14 protein-coding genes are annotated in these 23283 nt (G+C 48.3%); 12 read left to right on the forward strand and 2 right to left on the reverse strand.

Annotated features, from left to right (window positions below; all coding sequences use genetic code 11):
- The first annotated feature begins 2 nt into the window (after nt 1-2).
- From Q1V85_RS23205 to Q1V85_RS23245, 9 genes are all read left to right on the forward strand, one after another.
- Nucleotides 3-1196: an SGNH/GDSL hydrolase family protein gene (locus tag Q1V85_RS23205; RefSeq protein WP_300603931.1), complete on the forward strand. Its 1194-nt coding sequence runs from the start codon at nt 3-5 to the stop codon at nt 1194-1196.
- Nucleotides 1189-2478 (forward strand): hypothetical protein, encoded by a 1290-nt coding sequence (locus Q1V85_RS23210; RefSeq protein ID WP_300603934.1) that lies wholly within the window; start codon nt 1189-1191, stop codon nt 2476-2478. The genes Q1V85_RS23205 and Q1V85_RS23210 overlap by 8 nt, the downstream gene beginning before the upstream one ends.
- Nucleotides 2479-3460: 982 nt before the next feature.
- Nucleotides 3461-6694 carry a TonB-dependent receptor gene (locus Q1V85_RS23215; protein WP_300603936.1) on the forward strand — a complete coding sequence of 1078 codons (3234 nt, stop codon included), beginning with the start codon at nt 3461-3463 and terminating at the stop codon, nt 6692-6694.
- Between the two features lie 19 nt (nt 6695-6713).
- Nucleotides 6714-8600 (forward strand): RagB/SusD family nutrient uptake outer membrane protein, encoded by a 1887-nt coding sequence (locus tag Q1V85_RS23220; protein WP_300603939.1) that lies wholly within the window; start codon nt 6714-6716, stop codon nt 8598-8600.
- Nucleotides 8601-8631: 31 nt separating this feature from the next.
- On the forward strand, nt 8632-9849 hold the full coding sequence (locus Q1V85_RS23225) for a DUF4959 domain-containing protein (protein WP_300603941.1): 1218 nt from the start codon (nt 8632-8634) through the stop codon (nt 9847-9849).
- A 30-nt stretch (nt 9850-9879) separates the two neighbouring features.
- Nucleotides 9880-11070, forward strand: coding sequence for a DUF4998 domain-containing protein (locus Q1V85_RS23230; RefSeq protein WP_300603944.1), 1191 nt, complete (start codon nt 9880-9882; stop codon nt 11068-11070).
- Between the two features lie 42 nt (nt 11071-11112).
- On the forward strand, nt 11113-12375 hold the full coding sequence (locus tag Q1V85_RS23235; RefSeq protein WP_300603947.1) for a hypothetical protein: 1263 nt from the start codon (nt 11113-11115) through the stop codon (nt 12373-12375).
- Nucleotides 12376-12398: 23 nt separating this feature from the next.
- Nucleotides 12399-13784: a hypothetical protein gene (locus Q1V85_RS23240; RefSeq protein ID WP_300603950.1), complete on the forward strand. Its 1386-nt coding sequence runs from the start codon at nt 12399-12401 to the stop codon at nt 13782-13784.
- A 37-nt stretch (nt 13785-13821) separates the two neighbouring features.
- Complete coding sequence (locus Q1V85_RS23245; protein WP_300603953.1) at nt 13822-16575, forward strand: family 78 glycoside hydrolase catalytic domain; 2754 nt, start codon at nt 13822-13824, stop codon at nt 16573-16575.
- 122 nt (nt 16576-16697) lie between these two features.
- Here the strand turns inward: Q1V85_RS23245 and Q1V85_RS23250 are convergent, their stop codons facing one another.
- Nucleotides 16698-17729, reverse strand: coding sequence for a GntR family transcriptional regulator (locus Q1V85_RS23250; protein ID WP_300603956.1), 1032 nt, complete (start codon nt 17727-17729; stop codon nt 16698-16700).
- A 492-nt stretch (nt 17730-18221) separates the two neighbouring features.
- On the opposite strand from Q1V85_RS23250, the gene Q1V85_RS23255 reads away from it, so the two are divergent.
- Genes Q1V85_RS23255 through Q1V85_RS23265 form a run of 3 tightly spaced genes read left to right on the forward strand, consistent with a single transcriptional unit; the run spans nt 18222 to nt 21917 of the window.
- Nucleotides 18222-19490 (forward strand): class II aldolase/adducin family protein, encoded by a 1269-nt coding sequence (locus tag Q1V85_RS23255; protein ID WP_300603959.1) that lies wholly within the window; start codon nt 18222-18224, stop codon nt 19488-19490.
- A gap of 40 nt (nt 19491-19530) precedes the next feature.
- Nucleotides 19531-20505 carry a sugar phosphate isomerase/epimerase family protein gene (locus Q1V85_RS23260; protein ID WP_300603962.1) on the forward strand — a complete coding sequence of 325 codons (975 nt, stop codon included), beginning with the start codon at nt 19531-19533 and terminating at the stop codon, nt 20503-20505.
- 2 nt (nt 20506-20507) lie between these two features.
- Nucleotides 20508-21917, forward strand: coding sequence for an FGGY family carbohydrate kinase (locus tag Q1V85_RS23265; RefSeq protein ID WP_300603965.1), 1410 nt, complete (start codon nt 20508-20510; stop codon nt 21915-21917).
- A gap of 54 nt (nt 21918-21971) precedes the next feature.
- On the opposite strand, the gene Q1V85_RS23270 is transcribed toward Q1V85_RS23265, so the two are convergent.
- Entirely contained in the window at nt 21972-23273 is a 1302-nt protein-coding gene (locus Q1V85_RS23270) for a hypothetical protein (RefSeq protein ID WP_300603968.1), read from the reverse strand.
- Nucleotides 23274-23283 lie beyond the last annotated feature (10 nt).

Genomic DNA, 23283 nt, shown 5'->3' on the forward strand with positions numbered 1-23283 from the left:
CTATGAAAAAGGATGGGCGCCTGCTCTTGTATTGCTTGTTTTTTTTATGTTCAGCGGCTATCCGGGTTTGCGCTCAAACCGGTATGGAGGGCACGGTTGTATTATACAACCAGGTGTTTAACCGGGAGGCTCATGTACCGGAGATGACCCTGCCGGCCTCCGGCGCCCGTTTTACAAAAGACGGGCTGCTGCTGAACTATAAGGGGGCATTGGTCCGGTTGAATAAATATTATTCCCTTGCAGCGCGGCTGGTGCGTTACCGGCTGCGGTTTTCGGCAGATGCCCATGCCATCTTTCAGAGCGATCAGGGCGATTTTAAAGCAGGGGTGGATATGGTGGATAAAAGCATCAGCATTCATACCAGGCCGGAGACCCGCAAGGCCGTTGCGTTTCTAAATCCCGGACATGATTACCTGGTAGAAGTACACCGCGATTACCAGAGGGCAATGCTGAAGCTGATCGATTTGCATACCGGAGATGCCGATAGTGTGGTGGCTACCATGGATGGCACGGGCGGCGTACGGGCCGGGGCGGTAGGCTCCGGCTTTGCGGTAGGGCTTCAGCACGATTATTATTGCGTTGGGTTAGTGGAAGGTACCGGCATCTGGATAAAGCAAATGATGGTACTTTCGAAGGCCTGTAATGTAACATTATTGCTGTACGGTGATTCGATTACAGAGCCTGAAGGATATTTTCCAACATCGGTTTTTCCTGCGGCCTGGACACAGTTGATCCGGCAGCGGATCCAGGGAACGGTTATCGCCAGTGGACGTGGAGGAACAACGATCCGGGAATTATCCGAACGGATCAAAAATGAACTCCCCTTTATAAAAGCAAAATACGTAATGGTGACGATTGGTACTAACGGAGGCAATACAGAAGAAAACCTGAGCGCCCTGGTTGAATACATACGGTTGCAGGGGAGTATACCCATCCTCAATAATATTCCGGCAAATGAAAGTGGCAGCCAGGTGCCGGTTAACGCAGTCATTGAAAACGTACGTCGGAAATATAAGATCAAAGGCGCGCTGTTTGATCAGGCAACTTCACTGGATTTTGACGGAGCTGTGGTTGATAAAACCACCATGTGGCATGAAGACTACGACTTCGGACAGATCTATCATCATCCCAATGAGAAGGGGTCAAGGCGGATGTACCTGCAAACCTTAACGGATATACCCGAAATTTATGAATAAGATAAAAGGAATGATTTTGATGTGCGGGCTATTGCTATTGCTAATGGTGTGGGCGCAGGGGCAAGGGTTGCCTCTTCACCAGGTGCGGCAGGTACCCAATGGCAAGATTTATATCATTACGCAAACGGATCCCCGCTATACGTTTGATTCCGCCCGCTATACCATATTTATTCCGGATAGTATGTCATCCCTGAATGGTGTTTTTATACATCAGCACGGATGTACGATGGAAGGAACCGGAGCGGCAACTGCTTATGATTTACAATACCAGGCTTTTGCAAAGAAATGGCACCTGGCCATAGTTGGTCCGGATCTGTATGCAGCAAAAGGCAATTGCCGTAACTGGCGTGATGCAAGCTCCGGGTCGGGAACGGCACTCATAAAAGCACTAACGGAGATCGGGGCTTTGTCTGGCCACCGGGAGTTGGCAAATCTTCCCTGGCTGCTATGGGGGCATTCCGGCGGTGGCTATTGGGCCCTGTCCATGCTTAAACAGTATCCTGAAAGAATAATGGCGCTGTTTGGCTATTCCCCGTCTGCACAACCGGGTGCTTATCCGCCGGCCGCACTTAAGGTTCCGGTGCTGTTGCGTCATGCCGGACCGGAAGGAGATGCCTGTTGCTGGCAAGCCTCCATAGATGAGTTTCACAAACTCCGTTCTGGTGGTGGCTATACCGGTATAGCTTATACTCCGCATCAAACCCATAATTACAGTTATGTGCGGTATATGGCCATCCCGTTTTACGAAGCCGTTCTGCAGCAGCGGCTGCCGCAAAAGCCGGCGGCGGGTTATACCGCCATGCGCCCTGTTAACCCCGCTAAAGCATGGCTGGCAGATACCGTACATTATAATTTATACCTGGCTGTTGCTTTTCCCGGCAGCAAGCTAAACGCCGCCTGGTTGCCCGATTCGGTAACTGCTGTAAAGTGGCGGGAATACGTGATCACCGGAACAGTAACCGATCGCACGCCACCACCGGCGCCGTATGGTCTGCAGGTAATAAAAAGGCAAAACGCTGCGGTGCTCACCTGGAAAGCCGATGCCGATGTAGAATCAGGGATCAGTCATTTCAATATCTACCGGAACAATATCCTGGTGAGTCGTTGGCCTTCTGCAGGAACCTATCAGCAGTTTGACACAAACGGCGATAATGGATATCCGCTTGAATTGCCCCGGATGGAGATAACACTGACGGATCCCGTCAATGATCCCGGAAAAATCGCGGTCAGTACGGTAAATCATTTTGGCCTGGAATCAGAACGGGTAAGTATATCCCGGTAAACGATTATGTAAGATCCTGTCTGCAATCATTTTCAAAACGGCAGCTTATTTATTGAGTAGCCGGTATGCAGCAGGTGAGCGGTTCTGATACAGGGTTCTAAAAGAGGCAACGGCATTCATAAACAATATCCAACTGCAAAGCGTGACGGGTCAAAACCATTTCGCTTGTTTTGTTCTATCGGAACAATATTGGTGATAGCCGGTATGCGCAGGTGAGCTGTTCTGATATAGGGTTCTAAAAGAGGCAATAGCATTCATAAACAAATATCCAAATGCAAAGCGTGACAGGCCCAAAACCATTTCGTCTGTTTTGTTCCATCGGAACAATCTATTGGTGGTACAGTATGCAGCAGGTGAGCTGTTCTGATACAGGGTTCTAAAAATGGCCATGACATTCATAAACAATACCCAACTGCAAAGAGTGACGGGCTCAAAACCATTTCGCTTGTTCTGTTCCATCGGAACAATCTATTGGTGGTACGGTATGCAGCAAGTGAGTTGTTCTGATACAGGGTTCTAAAAAAGAGCAATAGCATTCATAAACAATATCCAACTGCAAAGCGTGACGGGCCTAAAAACATTTCACCTTTTTGTTCCATCGGAACAATCTATTGGTGGCGCGAAGATCATTGGGTGTGCCGTAGGTACACCCCACAAAGATAATTTTGATGCCGGTTCATTATGTGTATCCAACGGTATGCATTGTTGTATGTCGCCCTTTTTTTTGTATTACAGTACAGTACAGGACAGACAGCTTATGATGATTCTTTACTTTTAAATCCGGTATCTGAAAAACCTTTATTAAAAAGGAAACAGTATTAAACGATTGTTTTGTTTGCATTGAAAAAGTAACGGTTTTCCAGGATTCCTTGCTGAAAAAAAACGATAGCGAATGCCTCCAAATGCGGTTTGTTTCATAGCGCACAGCCCTGCGTGTGCTTATGATGAACGCTATACCCGAATCAAAAAAAATAAATAAAACATGAAAAGAAAAACCCTGCTGTGTTTTTCAGGACTGAAACGGCTTGTGCTTGGTCTCTCACTCTGTTATACGTTGATTTGTATTACAACTGCCGCTGCACAGGCGCAGGATACTATTAAGGTATTTGGCAAAGTAATGAATACAGACGGTGCTTCAATAGAGAACGCATCGGTAAGTATCAAAGGTACTTCCCGGGGAATGGTAACAGATCCGAACGGTAATTTTTTTATCATGGCATCTTCCGGCAAAGACTCCATCGAAGTGTCGGCCGTAGATTATAAGCCGAAAACGGTACTGGCCCGTAGCGGCAAAGAGTTGGTGATTGTACTGGAGTCTGATGAAAAAGTGCAGGGGCTCGACCAGGTGGTAGTGCAGGTGGGGTTTGAATCGCGCAGAAAAGAGCAGGTAGTGGGTGCGGTAACCTCTGTGAACCCGGAAGAGTTGCGGATTCCCTCCAGCAATCTTACCACGGCGCTGGCAGGGCGGGTGGCTGGAGTAATAGGATACCAGCGTACCGGGGAGCCGGGCCGCGATAATGCAGAGTTTTTCGTAAGAGGCGTAACCACCTTCGGATATAAGAACAGTCCGCTGATCCTGATAGACGGCATCGAATCCTCCAGTACAGACCTGGCCCGCCTTACGGTGGATGATATTGCTGCCTTTTCCATTTTAAAAGATGCTACCGCTACTGCCGTATATGGTGCAAGAGGAGCAAATGGTGTGATCCTGGTAAATACCAAAAAGGGAAAAGTAGGCAGTGCAAAAATATCCCTGCGCGTAGACCAGGCTTTTTCCATGCCCACCAAAAACATAGAACTTGCGGACCCGGTCACCTATATGAAAATGGCCAATGAAGCCGTGCTTACCAGGAATCCGCTGGGTGATATTCTCTACTCAGAAGACAAGATCAACCGCACCGGTCAGCCAGGAGCCAGTCCCTATATTTATCCGGCTAATGACTGGAGGAAGATATTATTTAAGGATTATACCAGCAACCAGCGCTATGCGCTTAACGTAAGTGGCGGTGGCGGCGTGGCCCGCTACTTTGTTTCCGGCGCCTTAAACCAGGATAACGGTGTGCTGAAGGTAGACCCTGTAAATAACTTTAACAGCAATATCAACCTCAAAAGCTACTCATTGCGCTCCAATATAGATATTGATCTTACCAAGAGCACTATGCTTACGGTAAGGCTGTATGGGAATTTTGACGACTACCGGGGACCGATCAACAACGGGGAGGAAATGTACGGGATGGTGATGCACTCCAACCCGGTGCAGTTCCCGGCCACCTTTCCAAAAGATTCGGCCCATTCGTTTGTAAAACATATTCTCTTTGGCAACAATGTTACCCGCAGCAACCGGGGTTCCCTCTACCTGAATCCTTATGCGGAAATGGTAAAGGGCTACCGGGACTGGAACCGGTCCAAAATGATGGCGCAGCTGGAAGTTGCCCAGAACCTGGGATCGCTGATAAAGGGGCTTAATTTCCGGGGTATGCTCAATGTGGAGCGCTATGCTTATAATACAGTAGTTCGTTCCTACAATCCCTTCTATTACGAGGTTTCCAATTACGATCCCATTACCCAGGAATACAGGTATAATGTCATCAACTCCTCGGCCAACGATCATGCAATAGGAACAATAGGAACAGAGTATTTAAATTATAGCAGTAACCCGCTTGAAAGAGAGGTTAATGCAAATTTTTATGCCCAGGGTGTTTTGAATTATGATAACCGGATCCATGAAAAACATTCCATCAGTGGCATGCTGGTAGGTATTGTACAGCAGCGGCTCAATTCCGCTGCCAACTCATTATTAAATTCATTGCCTTTACGAAATACAGGGCTTTCGGGGCGCTTTACTTATGGCTATGACAGCCGGTATCATGCCGAATTCAATTTTGGGTATAATGGTTCCGAACGGTTTTATAAGGACAAACGTTTTGGATTTTTCCCATCCGGAGGGATCGCCTGGACCATTCATAACGAGCCCTTCTTTGAGAAATTACGGAATACGGTCAATACACTGAAGCTTCGCTACACCTACGGTGTCATCGGCAATGATGCCATCGGCTCTCCGGACGATCGCTTCTTCTATTTATCGGAAGTTAATATGAATGTTCCAGGGAGAGGGGCCAGTTTTGGACGAGACCTGGTTGGCACAAGCAAGTACCTGAATGGCGTTTCCGTTGGCCGGTATGCCAATGAAGACATTACCTGGGAAAAATCGTACCAGCAAAACCTGGGCCTGGAGCTTGGGTTATTCAACGCCGTTACCCTGAACGTGGATTTCTTTAAACAGCACCGTACCAACATCCTGATGACAAGGGCATTTATCCCAACCACTATGGGACTATCGGCGCCCATACGGGCAAATGTTGGAGAACAAGCTTCGCAGGGTATTGATGCTTCGCTTACGGTAAGCAAAACCTTCGGCAGCGGTTTGTTCCTTTCGGCCATGGGAAACTTTACCTATGCTACCAATAAGTACCTGGTAAATGAAGAACCGCAGTATAAGGAACCCTGGCGCTCCAAAGTGGGGCAAAATGTAAATCAGACTTATGGGTATATTGCAGAGCGCCTTTTTGTAGATGATGAAGAGGCGCTTAATTCCCCGGCTCAGAACTTTGGCCGCCAGGTGCTGGGAGGTGATATTAAATTCCTGGATGTAAATGGCGATGGACGCATTACAGAAGCCGACCGGGTGCCGATCGGTTATCCTACGGTGCCTGAAATTGTTTACGGCTTTGGGCCCTCGCTATCCTATAAAAGTTTTGACCTGTCTTTGTTTTTCCAGGGTATGGCCCACGAATCATTCTGGATTAATTATGTAACGCCAAGAGCCGACAAACCTTACTGGGCGGTCAATCCATTTGTGGGCGACCGGCAGGTGCTTAAAGTAATTGCCGATGATTACTGGAGCGAACAAAACCAGAACATTTATGCCTTCTGGCCCCGCCTCAGTAATTTTGATCATCCGAATAATGCACAAACAAGTACCTGGTTTATGCGCAATGGAGGATTTTTACGCCTCAAAACAGTAGAGATTGGCTACACCCTGCCGCAAAAGCTAACCAACAAAATACGTTCCTCCGGTATCCGGATCTATTTTAGCGGGAACAACCTGCTTACATTCAGCAAATTCAAACTCTGGGATGTGGAGATGGGCGGTAATGGCCTGGGCTACCCCATTCAAAAAGTATACAACCTGGGTGTTCACTTCAATTTTAATTAAACGGATTAAAATGCATATAATGAAAAAAATTGCCGGCTGCGTTTTTATAGGGATCGTCTGCTGTTTTGCTTCCTGCAGGAAATACCTCGACATTGTTCCCGATAATGTGGCCACCCTTGACAACGCCTTTGCGATGCGTGGTGAGGCAGAAAAATACCTGTTTACCTGTTACTCCTATATGCCGCGGGACGCTGAGCCCAATGGTAGCCCGGCCTTATTCGGCGGTGATGAAATATGGGAGCTCCCGGATATCAGTGAAACCAGCACATACCGGCGGCTTGCAGAGGGCGATCAGAACGTGATCAATCCTATTGGAGGTGATTACTGGTCTGCCATGTATCGTGCCATCCGGGACTGTAATATCTTCCTCGAAAATATCGGCAGGGTACCGGATATGGAGCCCCGGGAAAAAAGGCAATGGATTGCCGAGGTAAAAGTACTGAAAGCTTTTTATCACTTCCTGTTGCTGCGGATGTATGGTCCCATACCCGTGGTAAGGGTTAACCTGCCGATCTCTGCTGGTGTTAATGAAGTAAAAGTGCTGCGCGAGCCGGTAGACTCCTGCTTCAATTATATAGCACAGCTCCTGGATGAAGCAAAAGGCGACCTGCCGGCAACCATTGTAGACCCACAGTATAACGGGAAAATAACCGCGCCTGTAGCATACAGCCTTAAAGCCAAAGTGCTCACTTTTGCCGCCAGCCCGCTCTTTAACGGAAATGCCGATGAAGCCAGTCTCAAAAACCCGGACGGAACACCGCTGTTTAATACGGAATCTTCCGTGGCAAAGTGGCAGCGGGCTGCCGATGCCTGCCGGGAGGCCATCGCTGTATGTGAAACGGCCGGTATGGCATTGTATAAGCATCCCAATGTAAAAGCAGCATTTCTGATCAGCGATACCACCCAAACCGAACTGAGTCTGCGCATGGCCTTCTCAGAAAAATGGAATTCCGAGATCATCTGGGCCAATACCCAAAGCTGGATCAGCCGGATGCAGATCCTTGCATCGCCCGATTGGGATCCCAGTCCGCAGGCAAGGGTATGGATGGATAACCGGTACAACGCACCTTTAAAAATAGCAGAACAGTTTTATACCAGCAACGGGTTGCCTATAAATGAAGATAAGACCTGGAACTATGCAGACCGGTATACGACCCGCACCGCTACGGCCGCTCACCGCCGGTACCTGAGAAATGGGTTTGTTACGGCGGCGCTTAATTTTAGCCGCGAACCCAGGTTTTACGCCTACCTGGGTTTTGATGGCGGCATCTGGTATGGCCAGGGTAAATTTAATGATAAAAATGCCGATGATCTTTATTGGCTCCGGTTTAAGCTGGGCGACCCGATCGGCAAAGCCTCCAGCTTCCAGGGACCTGTAACCGGTTACCCCATTAAAAAATGGATCCACCCCGATAATGTAAGAAGCCCATCCAGCTATACCACCATTCAGTATCCCTGGCCATTGATGCGCCTGGCTGATCTGTATCTTTTATACAGTGAATGCCTGAATGAAGTGAAAGGGCCGGATCCGGAAGTGTTTTTGTACCTGGATAAAGTAAGGGAGCGGGCCGGCATTCCCGGGGTGCTTGCCGCCTGGGCTAACTTCTCTACCAACCCGGCAAAAGTAACCACGAAAAATGGTGTAAGGGAGATCATTCAGCGGGAACGGTTAAATGAACTGGCATTTGAGGAACAGCGTTTCTGGGACCTGCGCCGCTGGAAACTGGCTCTTACAGAAATGAACAAAACAATTACCGGCTGGAACGTTTACGGCTCCTCCACCGAATCCTACTACAGGCCTACCAATATTTTCCAGCAGCGGTTTGGTATAAAAGATTATTTCTGGCCCATATCGGAAAGTGATCTCAATGTAAATACGAACCTGGTACAAAATATCGGATGGTAGGAATAGCAACTTAATATTTTAAATTTTATCAATGATGGAACGAAAATACCGGCTGTGGCTTTTAGGACTTCTTTCGCTGTTAATGCTCAACTGTAACCGGAAGGAAAACTATCTCAATTATACAGATGCGAACCTGCCTGCGCCGGCACAGGTACAGGATGCAAGAGTGATTCCCCGGAGCGGCGGAGCATACATTGTTTACAAAATACCCAAAGACCCCAACCTCCGGTATGTAAAAGCCGTATATGAAACGGCACCCGGTTCCAAATGGGAGGTGAAATCTTCTTATTACACAGATACGCTAAAAATAGAAGGCTTTGGCGATACCGAAGAATACGATGTAAAGCTGTACAGCGTGGGGAAAAATGAAAAAGCGTCTGATCCGCTGGTGGTAAAGATAAAACCGCTCACGCCTGCCATTCAATCGGTATATGAAACGCTGAGTATTGGAGGAACCTTCGGCGGAATTAATGTGAAACTTCAGAATCCGGAACGTGCGAACCTGGCAGTAGTGATCCTGCAGGATACCCTGCGCAATGGTAATTACAGCGAGCTCACCACCTATTATACCGCAGCGGATCGCGTTAATTTTTCTGTAAGAGGGATGGATACTACCGAAAGAAAGTTCGCCGTACTGTTAAGAGACCGCTGGAACAATAAAACGGCACAAAAGAATGCCATCATAAAGCCCTGGTTTGAAAAGCAGATCGATAAAGGCAGCTGGAAAGCGATGGAGCTGCCGGGAGATAATTACGAGTATGTAGAAAACTACCCCCTGCGCAAAATATTTGACGGAGGCTTTGGCTACTGTTGTCTTTTTGCTACCAGGGGCTACCAGTTGCCGCAAACCTTTACCCTCGACCTGGGCCGCCCGGTGGCCATCAGCCGCATGCGAACCTGGCTGCACCCCGAAGGCGCTTACCAGGGATCGCACCCCAAAAATTTTGAAATATGGGGTGCCAACAGCGTGAACCCGGATGGCGATTATGTAGACCTTGAAAATAAGATCTACCGTAGTAACTGGGTAAAACTGGGAACGTTCAGCTCTTTTAAACCATCGGGTGAAGGGCCGGTAACAACAGAAGACAAGGATTATGCCCTTAACAGGGGAGAGGAGTTTGAGTTTGAAGCCGGCATCCCCACGGTAAGATATATCCGCTTTAAAACATTAAATACCTGGGGCATTTCCAGCGGTCAAACGCAGATCGTGATACAGGAGCTGACCTTGTGGGGACAGGATGGACAATAATCATGCTATCGTAAAATTAATTAGAGCAATATGAAAATCAATACAGGTCTGTTTATGGCAGCGCTGGTAATTTTGGTCATTGGCGGCTGTAAGAAAATGGATGATCCATATAAGAAATATATAGTACCCGAAGGCATCACTTATGTAGAACGGGCCAAAGCGGTAAAAACATATTCGGGCCTGAACCGGGTTAAGTTTACCTGGGCGGCACCGGTAGATCCCACTGTTTCCAAAGCCCGTATTTACTGGAATAATTTTGCAGACTCTGCAGAATTCAAAATACCTGGGAATATAGACACGGTTTCCTATTTTTTGAATATACCTGAGGGAATGTATTCGTTTATTATCAAAACCTTTGATGATGCGGGTAAACATTCCGTTCCGGTAGAGGTACAGGGCCGTTCCATAGGAGCTATCTTTCTCTCCAATATGTTTAACCGCCCGCTGAGCGAGAGCTTTGTAGACAATACAAACGGAAAGCTGTTATTAACCTGGGGTGGTGCAGACACCTATAATGGAAGCATCGGACATGAACTTACCTATACGGATGCCACCGGTGTTGTTAAGAAGATCTTTGTAACACCGGAGTCGGCAAATACCACGCTTGCCGATTATAAATCCGGAACGGATCTTTCCTATACCACCTGGTACCGGGCCGATACAACGTCTGTTGATACGTTAAAAACCAGCCCGGCATTGATTCCGTCAAAAGCCATCGTGTATAAGCTCGATAAATCGAAATTTAAGGCGGTCAGGCTTCCGGGTGATGCCGGTGAAATGGCTTCTATTTTCCCCACATGGCGTATTGAAAATATGTGGGACGGCCGAACCAATGCAGACCCCGGTTATCATTCACCCGATATTCTAAAACCCGCTCATGTTACCTTTGAATTAGGTACACCGGATTACGCCCTGTATTCATTCCGGTTATGGCAGCGTACAGACTGGGGATCGACGTATTCGGAAGGTAACCCCAAAACATTTTCGCTATGGGGCAGCAATAATCCGCCGGCAGACGGCAGCTGGACGAACTGGACCAAGCTGGGCGATTTCACCTCAGGCACACATAATGTTACGGCAGGGGAGCTTTTTCTGATTCCGCCGGGTGCACAGGCCTACCGGTACATCCGGATACAGGTGCACTCCACCTGGAACCCCAAACCAACCCAGGCCATACAGATCATGGAAATTGAGTTGATGGGCAATTTTAGCAAACCCTGATCGTCCGTCGTTCATTTATAAAATCGTATAAAACACAGGTACATGAAACGCATGTTGGGAGTGGTAGTATGCTGGAGCCTGATTGTTACAGCGCATGCAGCTACGGTAAAAGATACGCTTCCCGGTTCTTTTTCAATCGGCATCTTCTATGGGCCGATGCCGGAAATGACCAATGATGAACAGTTCCGCTGGATCAAAGAGGCCAATGTGGATTTTATCCAGTTTATAGGGGATAGTCTTTTTAACGTTGGTAAGGATGCCGCCGTAGCAGAACGCAGAAACCTCCGCATCCTCGACCTGGCGGCCCGGTATGGGCTGCACTATTTTGTGCGTGACCCGCGTGTGCGGGGCAGCGAAGCAGATATTGCTGCAATGGTGCGGGTCTATAAGCAACACCCCGGGCTGGGCGGTTATTTTATCGTAGATGAGCCAGGTAAGGAGGATCTGGCCTGGCCGGCCAACGCGTATAAAACTATATTGAAATATGACCCGGTACGTATTCCTTCCGTAAACCTGTTCCCCAATTTTGTTTACCCCGATTATGAAAAAGCCTATGTAGATGCCTGGATACAGAAGGTGGGGAAGGAAAACCTGAAACTGCTTTCCTTTGATCATTATCCGTTGCTGGCGAACGGATCTTTCGGGCCGGCGTATTTTAAAAACCTGGATGTGATCCGGCGTGCCGGCCTGCAGTATGGGATAGCCACCTCCATGTACCCGCAATCGATGGGCATTGTAAATGCTTACCGGCGACCCAACAGCAGTGAATTGCGGTACAGCGCATATACGGCATTGGCTTACGGGATCAAAAGCCTGGTATGGTTTACCTACAATACGCCGGTAGGACAGCCTGTGGAGCGCTTTACCAATGCCATCATCGACAGCCTGGGCAACAAGACCGATTTGTACGAGTCTTTTAAAAAATTAAATGCGGAACTGAAGCAGTTGGGAAAGACCGTAGGCTTACTGGATGCAGTGGCGGTATATCATTCAGATACCCTGGATGGTACGGAAGGAATGATCATACCAGATGATTTTTTCTGGAAACCGGTGAAGGATCAACGCATGCTGCTTACGCATTTTAAAGATCGCCGTACAAAGCAATCTTTTGTAATGGTGGTAAACAAATCGCTGAAGAACGAAGTAGCTTTTTCATTCAATGTGAATAAAGGGATTAAAAGAATACGTTACGTGTCAGCACTGGATGGAAAACAGCACGCCGTCCGGTATAAGCCAGGAGCGATCTTTACGGATTTGCTGCCACCCGGCGCAGGAAAACTATATGCCTTAAAGGGAAACTGGTAAAGTGCCTATGTAAAAAAGAAACTATGCGATCCAGAAAAAAATCATGGCAGCTTTTGTTCATGAAATATTTGACCCTGTCAGCCTTCATGTTCTTTCGGCTGTGGACGTCATCCGTTTACGCACAAAAAAGAAGTATTATCCACACGGAAGACCTGCGCTTTTTAAAAGGGCTTACACAGGCGGTATTAGATAGCGCCCGTGTGCGTTCCGGCCAGCCGATGCCCACACCTTTCGGATTTAATAAAACGGGTGGCACCCTGATCCGTCCGGGAGGAAGGGATACCTATCCCGCTTTCTGGATAAGGGATTATGTGATGAGCCTCGAAACGGGTTTTGTAACTGCCCGCGAGCAAAAGCACCTGCTATTGCTTACGGCCGCTACGCAATGCGATCAAACGCAGATCACGAAAGGCGGCGGTATGATCCCTTATGGGGCCATTGCAGATCATATCCTGGCCGATAACCGGGTGCCGGTTTATTTTGCCGGTACCTATGATGTGGAAGAACAGGGCACCGATGCATTTGGTTTTTTTCCGCCATACTGTGATCAGTTTTATTTTATCAGGATGGCCGCACACTATATTGCCACCACCGGTGATGGGGCGGTGCTGGATAAAATAATTAATGGTACGGCGCTGGCAGACAGGCTGGAGATCGCTTTCCGGGTTCCCCCTGCGCATTCCGGTACGCATATAGTGCATTCCATAGAGCCGTATCGCGCGGTGGATTTTGGATTCAGGGATGCCATCCATATCACGGGCGATCTGCTTTATCCCTCATTGCTGAAATATGAGGCCGCCCTGGATCTTTCGTCGATCTTTAAAAAAAAGAACAATTTTGCCAAAGCAGCCTTGTATAAGACGATTGCCGACAGTCTGAAAGTCGCCATACCAGCGATCTTTACGGATACCGGCGGCATGCTGCGGGCATCTACCGGCAAGAGCGCGCAAAAAGATGTATGGGGTACTGCGCTGGCCATTTACTTAAGGATCCTTTCGGGTAAAGCAGCAGAAAAGGCCGCGGCCTCACTTTCGGAGGCATATACGGCAGGTACCCTGGCGTATAAAGGTGCGATACGGCATGTGCTTACAACAGATGATTTCAGTGCTGCTACTGCCTGGGAAGGGGCCATACCCGAAGCTCCGCTAAACCAGTATCAAAACGGTGCATACTGGCATACACCGGTGGGATGGGTGGCATATGCCATCTGGCTTGTAGACGAGCAGAATGCGCAAAAGCTGGTAAAGGAGTATATTGCTGAATTAAGGGATACGGATTTTCGAAAGGGCAGCGGTTATGCCGGTCCGCTGGAATGTTTTCATCCGCCGTCGTATACCCGCGGACCGGTTTATCTTACTTCCGTGTCCTGTCCTTATATTGTTTTAAATGAAATGATGCATAAACCCTGATGTTGACCGCTATTCATTATTAAACCATCACATGAAAATGGTACGCTTTTTATGGTTATCCCTGTTGCTGGCAGTTGTTTCGCCGGCAAACAACCTGGCCGCTCAAACCCTCCGGCCTATTACGCAGAAGTGCGAGTATATACAAAATCCCCTGGGCATTGATATCGCCCGGCCGGCGTTCAGCTGGATTTTTGAAGCCAGCGGCCGTAACCGCAAACAATCGGCCTGTGAAATCGTGGTGAGCACCGATAGTATACACAGTGCCGGAAATCGCAGCTGGAGTTCGGGCATTGTTCGCACTTCAAAATCCAATGGCATCATTTATAGTGGCAGGCCCTTACGTTCCTTTACCCGGTACTACTGGAAGCTGCGGGTTTGGGACCAGGATGGAAAACCCTCGGCATGGACGCCGAATGCCTGGTTTGAAACCGCCGCGCTGGACGCAGGTGAGTGGAATGCGCAATGGATCGGTGACGGGCGCAAAACACCGCTGCGGGAAGAAGATTTTTATAAAGGCCGGCCGGCACCGGTGTTTAGAAAATCGTTTAGCAGTGCAAAAAAAATTACGGCCGCACGTTTGTACATCACAGGGCTTGGATATTATGAAGCATATATTAACGGGCAAAAAGCCGGCACGGAATTGCTGGCCCCGGGATGGACGAGCTTTGACAAAACAGTATTATACCGGTCGCTGGATATTACCGCCTTTATGCAGCAGGGCTCCAATACCATTGGGGTAATGCTGGGTAACGGATGGTATAACCCGCTGCCGCTGCATATGTGGGGCGCGCGTAATTTAAGAGAACACCTTACCATTGGAGAACCTTGTGTAAAAGCCATGATAAGGGTGCAGTATGCAGATGGTACTACCGGTTTCATCGCCACGGATACCAGCTGGCAAACAGCACCAGGCCCTGTTATCCGGAATAATGTATACCTGGGAGAACAGTATGATGCCCGTGCCGGAATAGAGCACTGGAATGGTTCCGGGGGCATTTGGGCAGCAGCTAAACCGGCCGTTCGGGTGCAGGGGCCAGCGGGTAAAATGCAGGCGCAGCTACAGCCGGGGGTGGAAATTACCCGGGTCATTCATCCGGTGAAAATAACCGCTGTTAAACCGGGCGTTTACGTGGTGGATATGGGACAAAATTTTGCGGGGGTAGCCCGCATCCGTTTAAAGGCACCGGCCGGTACCCAGGTAGTGCTCCGGTACGGAGAAGATGTGTATAAGGATGGCAGTTTAAACGGGATGACCTCGGTAGCCGGCCAGGTAAAATCGGGCAATGGTGGCCCGGGTGCTCCCCCGGTTGCCTGGCAGGAAGACCGGTATACGGCATCGGGTAGGGGTGAAGAAGTCTGGCATCCCCGGTTCACGTTTCATGGATTCCGGTATGTAGAAATAACCGGATGGCCGGGTACGCCGCAGCTTTCCGATATTGAAGGATTGCGGATGAGTGCGGCAGTTGAGGAAACCGGAACCTTTAACTGCTCGAATGCTATGTTGAATCAACTGGCAGAAAATATCCGCTGGACCTTTTTAAGCAACCTGTTCAGTGTACAGTCTGATTGTCCGGCCCGTGAAAAATTCGGTTATGGCGGCGATATGTTCTGTACGGCGGAGGCATTCAATTTTAATTTTGATATGGCCAATTTTTACCGCAAAGTATTGCAGGATCATGAAGACGCACAGCGGCCCCTGGGGGGCATTACAGAAACGGCACCGTATATGGGCATTGCCGATAGCGGCCCGGGAGATCAATCGGGCCCATTGGGTTTCCAGATCGGGTTTGCCTATGTGATCCGGCAGGTATATGATTTTTACGGAGATCAGCGGGTGATCCGTAACCATTACCCGGCGTTAAAGCGACAGGTACAATTTCTTACAGACCGTGCAAAAGACTATTTATATGATACCGATCTGAGTGATCATGAATCGCTCGATGAAAAACCCTTTGCATTTGCAGCCTCCTGTTTTTACTATCACCATATCCGGTTAATGTGTGAATTCGCCGGCATCCTGGGTGAGCAGGCGGATCATAAAAAATACCAGTTGCTGGCAGACACCATCCGGCGGGCCATTGTGCAAAAATTTTATCATACAGCCAACGGAACATTTGACAATGGAACCCAGTCGGCACAGTTCTTTGGCCTCTGGTATCATTTATTAGATCCGCAGCAGGAAGCGCAGGCGCTGGCCGCCATGGAACGGGCCATTGCTGCAAAAAATTACCACCTTTCTACAGGGATCTTTGGCACCAAAATGCTTTTTGATGTGCTGCGCCTGCACAACCGGAATGATCTGGCTTACAGGATCGCAGATCAGCGCGATTATCCCGGTTGGGGGCATATGATTGAAGGTGGTGCTACAACGCTTTGGGAAACCTGGAAGTATTCGGATAATACCTACTCGCAAAATCATCCCATGTTCGGATCGGTTGGTGAATGGTTTTACCGCTCTTTATTGGGTATAAATGCGGCAGCACCGGGTTTTGAGAAGATCCGCATCAAACCCCAGCCCACAGGGAACCTTACGGAGGCGCGTGGTACCTTCCGGTCCGTAGCGGGAACCATTCAGAGCAGCTGGAAGAAGGAAGGCCGCGGCTATGAGTTAACCGTTACCATACCGCCCAATACCAGCGCAGAAGTATGGATCCCTGCCACCAGGGGAGCATCCGTAACAGAATCCGGGAAGAACATCCGGTTGATAAAGGACATCCGGGTTTTGCCGGCTACAGATGGGTATACCGTTGTGCAGGTTGGATCCGGTGAATACCGGTTCGCTTCGCGTTAAGCGGATGCCATTGCATGGACTGCGTGGTCCAGAGAACTGTTGAATCAGTTCCTGCATATTAAAGAATGCGGTCATAACGGTGGGCGATGCGTTTGAGTAAACAAGACCTGTTGGCCTGCGTCTTATAAAGAAGGCCTTAACGTAAGCAGGAATGGTACTTTCTGTTTGTCCGTAGCACCGGAAACAATCGCCTTTGCAGCCATGATACCCATTTCATGAAAGTTGGAAGAAATGGTAGTGATCCCATTTAGGATAACTCTTTTAAAAGGCGTTTCATTATAAGAGATAATACCCACCTGCGTGCCGATCTTCAGGGATGTAGGCTGTATTTTTTCAATAAGCGTAACCAGGTCTTCCTCAATCATGTTGATGTATACTTCCCCCTGTTTGATCGGTTCATTTTCGATATTGTTAATGATCCGGTAGGAGAAGGCATTGTCCTGGCAAAAATGCGCAAAGCCTTTTTTTATTTCTTTTGGATAATAGCTGTTGTCCGGAAAGATCAGCTTAATGGTATGATATTTTACCAGGCGCTCCAGGGCGGCCGTTAAAGCCTGGTAAATATCGTTTTCATAATCGATATAAACAGCGCCATAAGGGCCCTTTATCTCCGGTAGTAATTTGTCTAACAGGATCAGTTTTTCTTTTGGTATCATATCGATGATCTCATACGCCCGTTCACCGCTATCAATAAAATGCGGAATGATCACATAATGCGTATAAGGATCTTTGTTTCCGGAAAGCAGGCTTTTGAATAAATGAAAATCGTTATTGTAAATATAAAAATCAATCCCGGCGTTATCATCAAGCGCATGTACCAGCGCATCATAAACCTGCTTTTTAGGCGTGCTCAGTTTATTAAAAAGAAGAAACAGTTTCAGCGGCCGCCGGAACTCGGTATTCTCAATAAAATAACCTCTCCGGGGAACGGCTTTAATAACGCCCATCTGGCGCAATTGTTTATAACCCCGCTCCACCGTGTCCCGTGCAATATCCAGTTCAATGCTGAGCTCATTGATCGAAGGCATATTGTCGCCGGCCCTGATCGTGCCTTTTTCAATTTCTCTTAAAACGGCATTTACGATCTGCAGGTATTTTGAAGTGCTCGAATAAGGATCTACCTGGATGAGGTCCAATAATGTTTCTTTTTTCATTGGCAATAAGGAATGCGTTAACAACATCCAAAATAGGGTTAAAAAATGAATATAAGAAAGAAAAAAAGGATTCTTTAAAATAAAAACAGGTTAACGTTTAAAGTTCCTGGTTTGAGGTTCCGGTTTCACGTTTGATACTTGATACAAGATGTCAGATCACCGATCACGAGACAACAATAACTGAAAACTGATAACTGAAAACTTATAGCTGAATGCTAAACGTCAAAGGCCTGTTCCAGGTTTGAGGTTCCAGGTTTCACGTTTGATACTTGATGCAAGATGTCAGATCACCGATGCCGGACGAATCAACTGAAAACTGATAACTGATAGCTAATTGCTAATACCTGAAAACTGCTTCCGGGTCAAGGCAGGATAGAAATGCTGATTGCTATTTTTAAGTTTGTTGCGATTGAGACTTTTTAGAATGATTCTTTTATGAAAAGCTTGCTGAGTACTACAATAATGCATCCTCGTGACCAGATCACATTAATTATGTTGCGGATATACGACCGGGTACTTACCACTACCTCCGGAGGAAATATATCCATCATTGATGAAGACGAAAATATCTGGATTACACCGGCGGGAGTAGACAAAGGATTGTTGAAACCATCCGATATTGTTTGTGTAAAAAAGGATGGCACCATCCTTGGCGTACATCAACCTTCGTCGGAGTACCCGTTTCACCGGGCTATTTATAAAAAGCGCCCCGATATAAAAGCGGTGATACATGCGCACCCTCCCGGTATGGTAGCCTTCAGTATTGTACGTAAAGTGCCAGATACCCGTGTGCTGCCGCAGGTGCGCGCGCTATGCGGCAACATCGGCTATGCGCCTTATGCAATGCCGGGAACCGAAGCATTGGGCGAACGGATTGCGGAGGAATTTAAGGAAGGGGTTTCGGTGGTCATAATGGAAAATCATGGAACGGTAACGGGAGGCTCCGATATATCGGATGCTTATCAGAAGTTTGAGCTGATGGAGGCTACCGCAAAATCTATACTTTATGGCTACCGGATCGGAAACCTGCATACCCTTACCGAAACCTGCATCGAAAAACATTTGATGCGGTTTAAGACCAGCCTGCCGGAAGAAGCGCAGGAGCCGTCTTTTTCAACCGCTAACCGGGAAAAGCGAACGGAGCTGCACAAAATTATTAACCGGGCCTGCCGCCAGGGCCTGATGATGGGCGCATACGGATCGATGTCTGTCCGGTGGGAAGAGAACAACTTTATTATTACGCCGGACGGTCTGTCTAAATGGGATCTTACACCCGGTGACCTGGTGCAGATCCGGAACGGTAAAACGGAAAAAGGAAAAGTACCGGATAAAACCGTGTTGCTGCACCAGGCTATTTATGAACGCCATCCGGAGATCAATGCGGTGATCATCACACAACCCATTTACCTCACTTCCTTTGCTATTACCGGGGCGCATTTTAACGTGCGCACCATACCGGAAACCTGGATCTATCTCCAGGATATACAAATGGGTGAATTGGGATGCCTGTTTGCCAATAAAGATACACAGCAACCGGTGCTGCCGGAAAATTCACCGGTAATGATTATTAAAAACGAGGGAGTGGTGGTGGCCGGTAATAAACTCTTACAGGCGTTTGATTATCTTGAAGTAGCCGAATTCAGTGCAAAATCATTAATATTGTCAACATCACTGGGAGACATGATCCCGATAGAAGATAACGAAATTGAAGCCCTCGGAAAAGTAATGGGCCGCTGGAAAAACTATGAATGGAAAATATAAGATAGTGCAATTTATCATCACCCTATAGAACCGTATTGTTATGAGTCATAAATATGCTATTATACTGGGGAACCTGGGAAATACGCGCGACCGTTTTTGCCAGGGGTATAAACAGAACCCCAGCTCAGAAGAAATGTTAAAGCTGGCACTGGAACGGATGCCGCAGATCCAGGGAATTGAGTTGGTCGGAAGCTGGGATATCCGGCCGGATAATGTATCCGATATGAAGAAGCGATTGGATGATGCCGGTGTGGCCTGCGCCAGTATTATACCCGATACTTTTGGAAATCCGCTTTTCGGAAAGGGCAGCCTTACCAGCATAGACGCCAATGTGCGCCGCACTGCGCTGGATTACCTGCGGCAAATGAGCGAAGTGGCGCTGGCTATGAATTGCGGCATCGTAAATCTGTGGCTGGGCCAGGACGGCTATGATTATTTGCTGGCAACCGACTACGACCAGGAGCGGAGTTGGCTCACAGAAGCCACCCGGTCCGTTGCGGAAGCGTTTCCCACCCTCCGGTATGCCCTGGAATACAAGCCAAAGGAGCCGCGTAATTTTTCCTATCATGCACGCATGGCTGATACGATTCTGGCCGCAAAAGAAACCGGCTGCAGCAATGTGGGCATTACCATTGATACCGGGCATAGCTTTTATGCCGGGGAAAATGTGGCAGAAGCAGTAGTGTTGGCCAAAAGGGCCGGCAACCTGCTGTATCATATGCACTTTAATGATAACCATGGAAGCTGGGATGATGATATGATCGTAAGCAGCGTACATTTTACCACGTACATTGAACTATTATTCTGGTTAAAGAAAACGGGCTATGATGGCTGGATCTCTATGGATCAATATCCCTACCGGGAAGATGCCGTAGACGCCATCGCCGAAAGCATATGGTGGGTAAAGAAATATGAGCAGATCGTGGAAGACCATTATAATGAAATCGACGCACTCATCCGGGAAAATGATGCGGTAAAAACCTCCCGGTTTTTGCGCAAGCTGATACATGGATAACGATGCAAACAAGAATACCGGTAAGTGCTGTTTTTGATATCGGCAAGACCAATAAGAAATTATTGCTCTTTGATGAGCAGTACCATATCGTAAAAGAGGATATGGTTGTTTTTGATGAAATAACTGATGATGACGGCTTCCCCTGCGAAGACCTGGATGCGGTAGTAGCCTGGATATTGACGCATTTTCAGCAGTTAAAAGCTTCGCCGCTTTATCAGTTAAAGGCCGTCAACTTTACTACTTACGGAGCCTCGCTGGTATATATAGATGCTGCAGGAAAAAGGGTAGGGTACCTGTATAATTACCTGAAACCTTATCCGGAAGAGCTTTTAAAGGTCTTTACTGCCCAAACAGGGGGCACTGCGTTTGCGCAGGATACCTGTTCGCCTCCGATGGGACACCTGAATGCCGGTATGCAATTGTTCTGGTTTAAAAAAAGGAAACCCTTGTTATATGCAGCGGTTGCAAACGTGCTGCATTTTCCCCAGTACCTGAGTTTTTTACTAACCGGTAATAAAGTGGCTGAAATGACCAATATCGGTTGTCATTCTGCCATGTGGAATTTCCGGGAACAACAATATCATGCCTGGCTGAAAGAAGAAGCGCTGCTGGATAAGTTGTGTGCTGTTACACCGGGTGATAGGGCCGTGCCGGTGCTGAACGAGCAAACGGGTGAATGGATCGCGGTTGGTACCGGGCTGCACGACAGTTCTGCGGCAATGATCCCTTATCTGCAAAGTTTTTCCGAACCGTTTATGATTTTATCTACCGGCACCTGGGCCATTAGTCTGAATCCTTTTAGCCGGCGGTTGCCCGACGAAGCAGCATTGGCAAACGGATGCCTGAGTTATCTTACCTATCAGGGTGCTCCCGTAAGCGTATCCATGTTGTTTGCAGGCAACGACCACGAACAGCAGGTACAGCGCATCGCCCGCCATTTTAATGCACCGCCCGATTTTTATAAAGCCGTTGCTGCAGACCCGGTGGTGCCGGAAGGGTTCGGACAGGAGGCTACCGGTACTGCTGGTGGCTATCCAGGCGCTACAACACCCTGCCGGTTTCACCAGCGGGATCTGAATGCCTTTAAAACGCCCGGAGCCGCCTATCGCCGGTTAATGATGGACCTGGTGTTGCAACAAAGCATTGCTTCGCAGCTTGTATTAACAGGCAGTGCTGTCAACAGCATTTATGTAGACGGAGGATTTAGTAAAAATGCCCTCTTTATGGCATTGCTGGCGCGGGTATTTCCGCAACAGGAAGTATTTGCGGCCGCTATGAACCAGGGCACGGCACTGGGTGCGGCCCTGGTATTGCACCGGCACTGGAACCGGCAGCCGGTGCCGGTCTCATTTTTTCAGGTAAAAAAAATACCAGGTCCGAAAACTGGTGCGGGTCCTGCAACTGTAAACTGACAGGGGAGGTAATACCGGTACCTTGTTCCGGCCGGAATACCGGGCCATGCGCTGCTATTGAGGAACCGCTGAATGTTCAGATCTGATCAGGTTTACTTCCCGTATATGTTGACTCAATGTTTGGGTTTGATCCCGGTAAGTGACGGCCGTTGCTGCCTTTGAGCCGGTGTACACGCCATTCATAAACACACAGTCGGCGATGGGTGATTTTACCTCAATCAACGCCAGGCCATCACCGGTGATATTGGATATATAGATATGGTGGATCTTATATGCGGTGGCAGCTTTCCCATAACCGGTATTCCCCAGCAGAACCGTATAAGGGCTGCCTTTATAGGGCGGCGGAATTTCAGGATCGGCAACGGTAGTAACGCCGTTGATAAACACATGATGAATGCTGGCGCTGTCACTGGCGCGGAGCGCCACCCCGGTATAATTGGTTTTGATATTGCTGATATGAATGTGCTCAATATCATCCGCGGAGTCCCTGTGCAGGGTGGAGGTAACCTGGTATGATTGCAGGTTGCCATTTGAATGATACGCAGCTCCCAGGTCAAGGGCAGAGAGTGCGATACAATCGTCGCCATTGATCCCGGTTATATTCCTGATCTGGAAATATTTGCATCCCTCCCTCAGATCGATGGCGTCATTGTTGTAAGTGGTAACTTTTTCTCCCCTTATCCACCGGAACTGCGGAGTAAAGAAGCTTAGATCCGAAAGCTCCGCATGATGTACGCGTTCAAACGTTACGGCCCAGGAATGGGCGTGCTCAAAGTGGATGTTTTTAAGTTTGAAGCCGTCTACATAGGCCATCAGGATCATAAAGTTCCGCCAGTCGGACAGCTGTTTTCTTCCGGGCTTCCCGGCATCGCTTCCATAACTGATCCGTTCCTTACTGTGATTGGCGTCATAGGCAGAAACCAGCCGGCGCAACCCGTCGCCGGTAGCCCTTGGATTGTTGGCTCCCTTCAGTATCACATTACCGATGCCGATAAGCGCAATATTTTTATTCCATACCGGGTGCGCTGTACCTTCCCCTACATTATCACTGCGGAACATATTGTCACGGCAGCTGTCTGACAATTGAAGCACGCAATTGTCCAACAGGATGGTCATCCCGGAGGGCACCAAAATGGCCTGGTCAATTTTCCAGATAGCGGTGCCATTGGCATTAAATGAAGGAATGGTAATGGTATTCGTGTACCTGGCGGCCTTGCGGATCGCTTTCTGGATCCGTTCGGTATCGGTTCCTTTAAAATCATTGGGGGTAACGGGCAACGCCGCGGATGCGTTCGCTGCAAAGAACCCCAGCAACATTCCTGTATAGACGAATCTTAGCAGGTTCCGGTATTTCATGTGCAATTCG

Origin of the sequence: Niabella sp. (assembly GCF_030150205.1) — a bacterium.
Lineage (GTDB): Bacteria > Bacteroidota > Bacteroidia > Chitinophagales > Chitinophagaceae > Niabella.

Excerpts from the sequence above, each read along its gene's own strand:
- Q1V85_RS23215 (WP_300603936.1), top strand. The coding sequence starts at position 3,461 with ATGAAAAGAAAAACCCTGCTGTGTTTTTCAGGACTGAAACGGCTTGTG.
- Q1V85_RS23235 (WP_300603947.1), top strand. The coding sequence starts at position 11,113 with ATGAAACGCATGTTGGGAGTGGTAGTATGCTGGAGCCTGATTGTTACA.
- Q1V85_RS23270 (WP_300603968.1), bottom strand. The coding sequence starts at position 23,273 with ATGAAATACCGGAACCTGCTAAGATTCGTCTATACAGGAATGTTGCTG.
- Q1V85_RS23260 (WP_300603962.1), top strand. The coding sequence starts at position 19,531 with ATGAGTCATAAATATGCTATTATACTGGGGAACCTGGGAAATACGCGC.
- Q1V85_RS23250 (WP_300603956.1), bottom strand. The coding sequence starts at position 17,729 with ATGAAAAAAGAAACATTATTGGACCTCATCCAGGTAGATCCTTATTCG.
- Q1V85_RS23240 (WP_300603950.1), top strand. The coding sequence starts at position 12,399 with ATGCGATCCAGAAAAAAATCATGGCAGCTTTTGTTCATGAAATATTTG.
- Q1V85_RS23220 (WP_300603939.1), top strand. The coding sequence starts at position 6,714 with ATGAAAAAAATTGCCGGCTGCGTTTTTATAGGGATCGTCTGCTGTTTT.
- Q1V85_RS23255 (WP_300603959.1), top strand. The coding sequence starts at position 18,222 with ATGTTGCGGATATACGACCGGGTACTTACCACTACCTCCGGAGGAAAT.
- Q1V85_RS23225 (WP_300603941.1), top strand. The coding sequence starts at position 8,632 with ATGATGGAACGAAAATACCGGCTGTGGCTTTTAGGACTTCTTTCGCTG.
- Q1V85_RS23245 (WP_300603953.1), top strand. The coding sequence starts at position 13,822 with ATGGTACGCTTTTTATGGTTATCCCTGTTGCTGGCAGTTGTTTCGCCG.
- Q1V85_RS23230 (WP_300603944.1), top strand. The coding sequence starts at position 9,880 with ATGAAAATCAATACAGGTCTGTTTATGGCAGCGCTGGTAATTTTGGTC.
- Q1V85_RS23265 (WP_300603965.1), top strand. The coding sequence starts at position 20,508 with ATGCAAACAAGAATACCGGTAAGTGCTGTTTTTGATATCGGCAAGACC.
- Q1V85_RS23205 (WP_300603931.1), top strand. The coding sequence starts at position 3 with ATGAAAAAGGATGGGCGCCTGCTCTTGTATTGCTTGTTTTTTTTATGT.
- Q1V85_RS23210 (WP_300603934.1), top strand. The coding sequence starts at position 1,189 with ATGAATAAGATAAAAGGAATGATTTTGATGTGCGGGCTATTGCTATTG.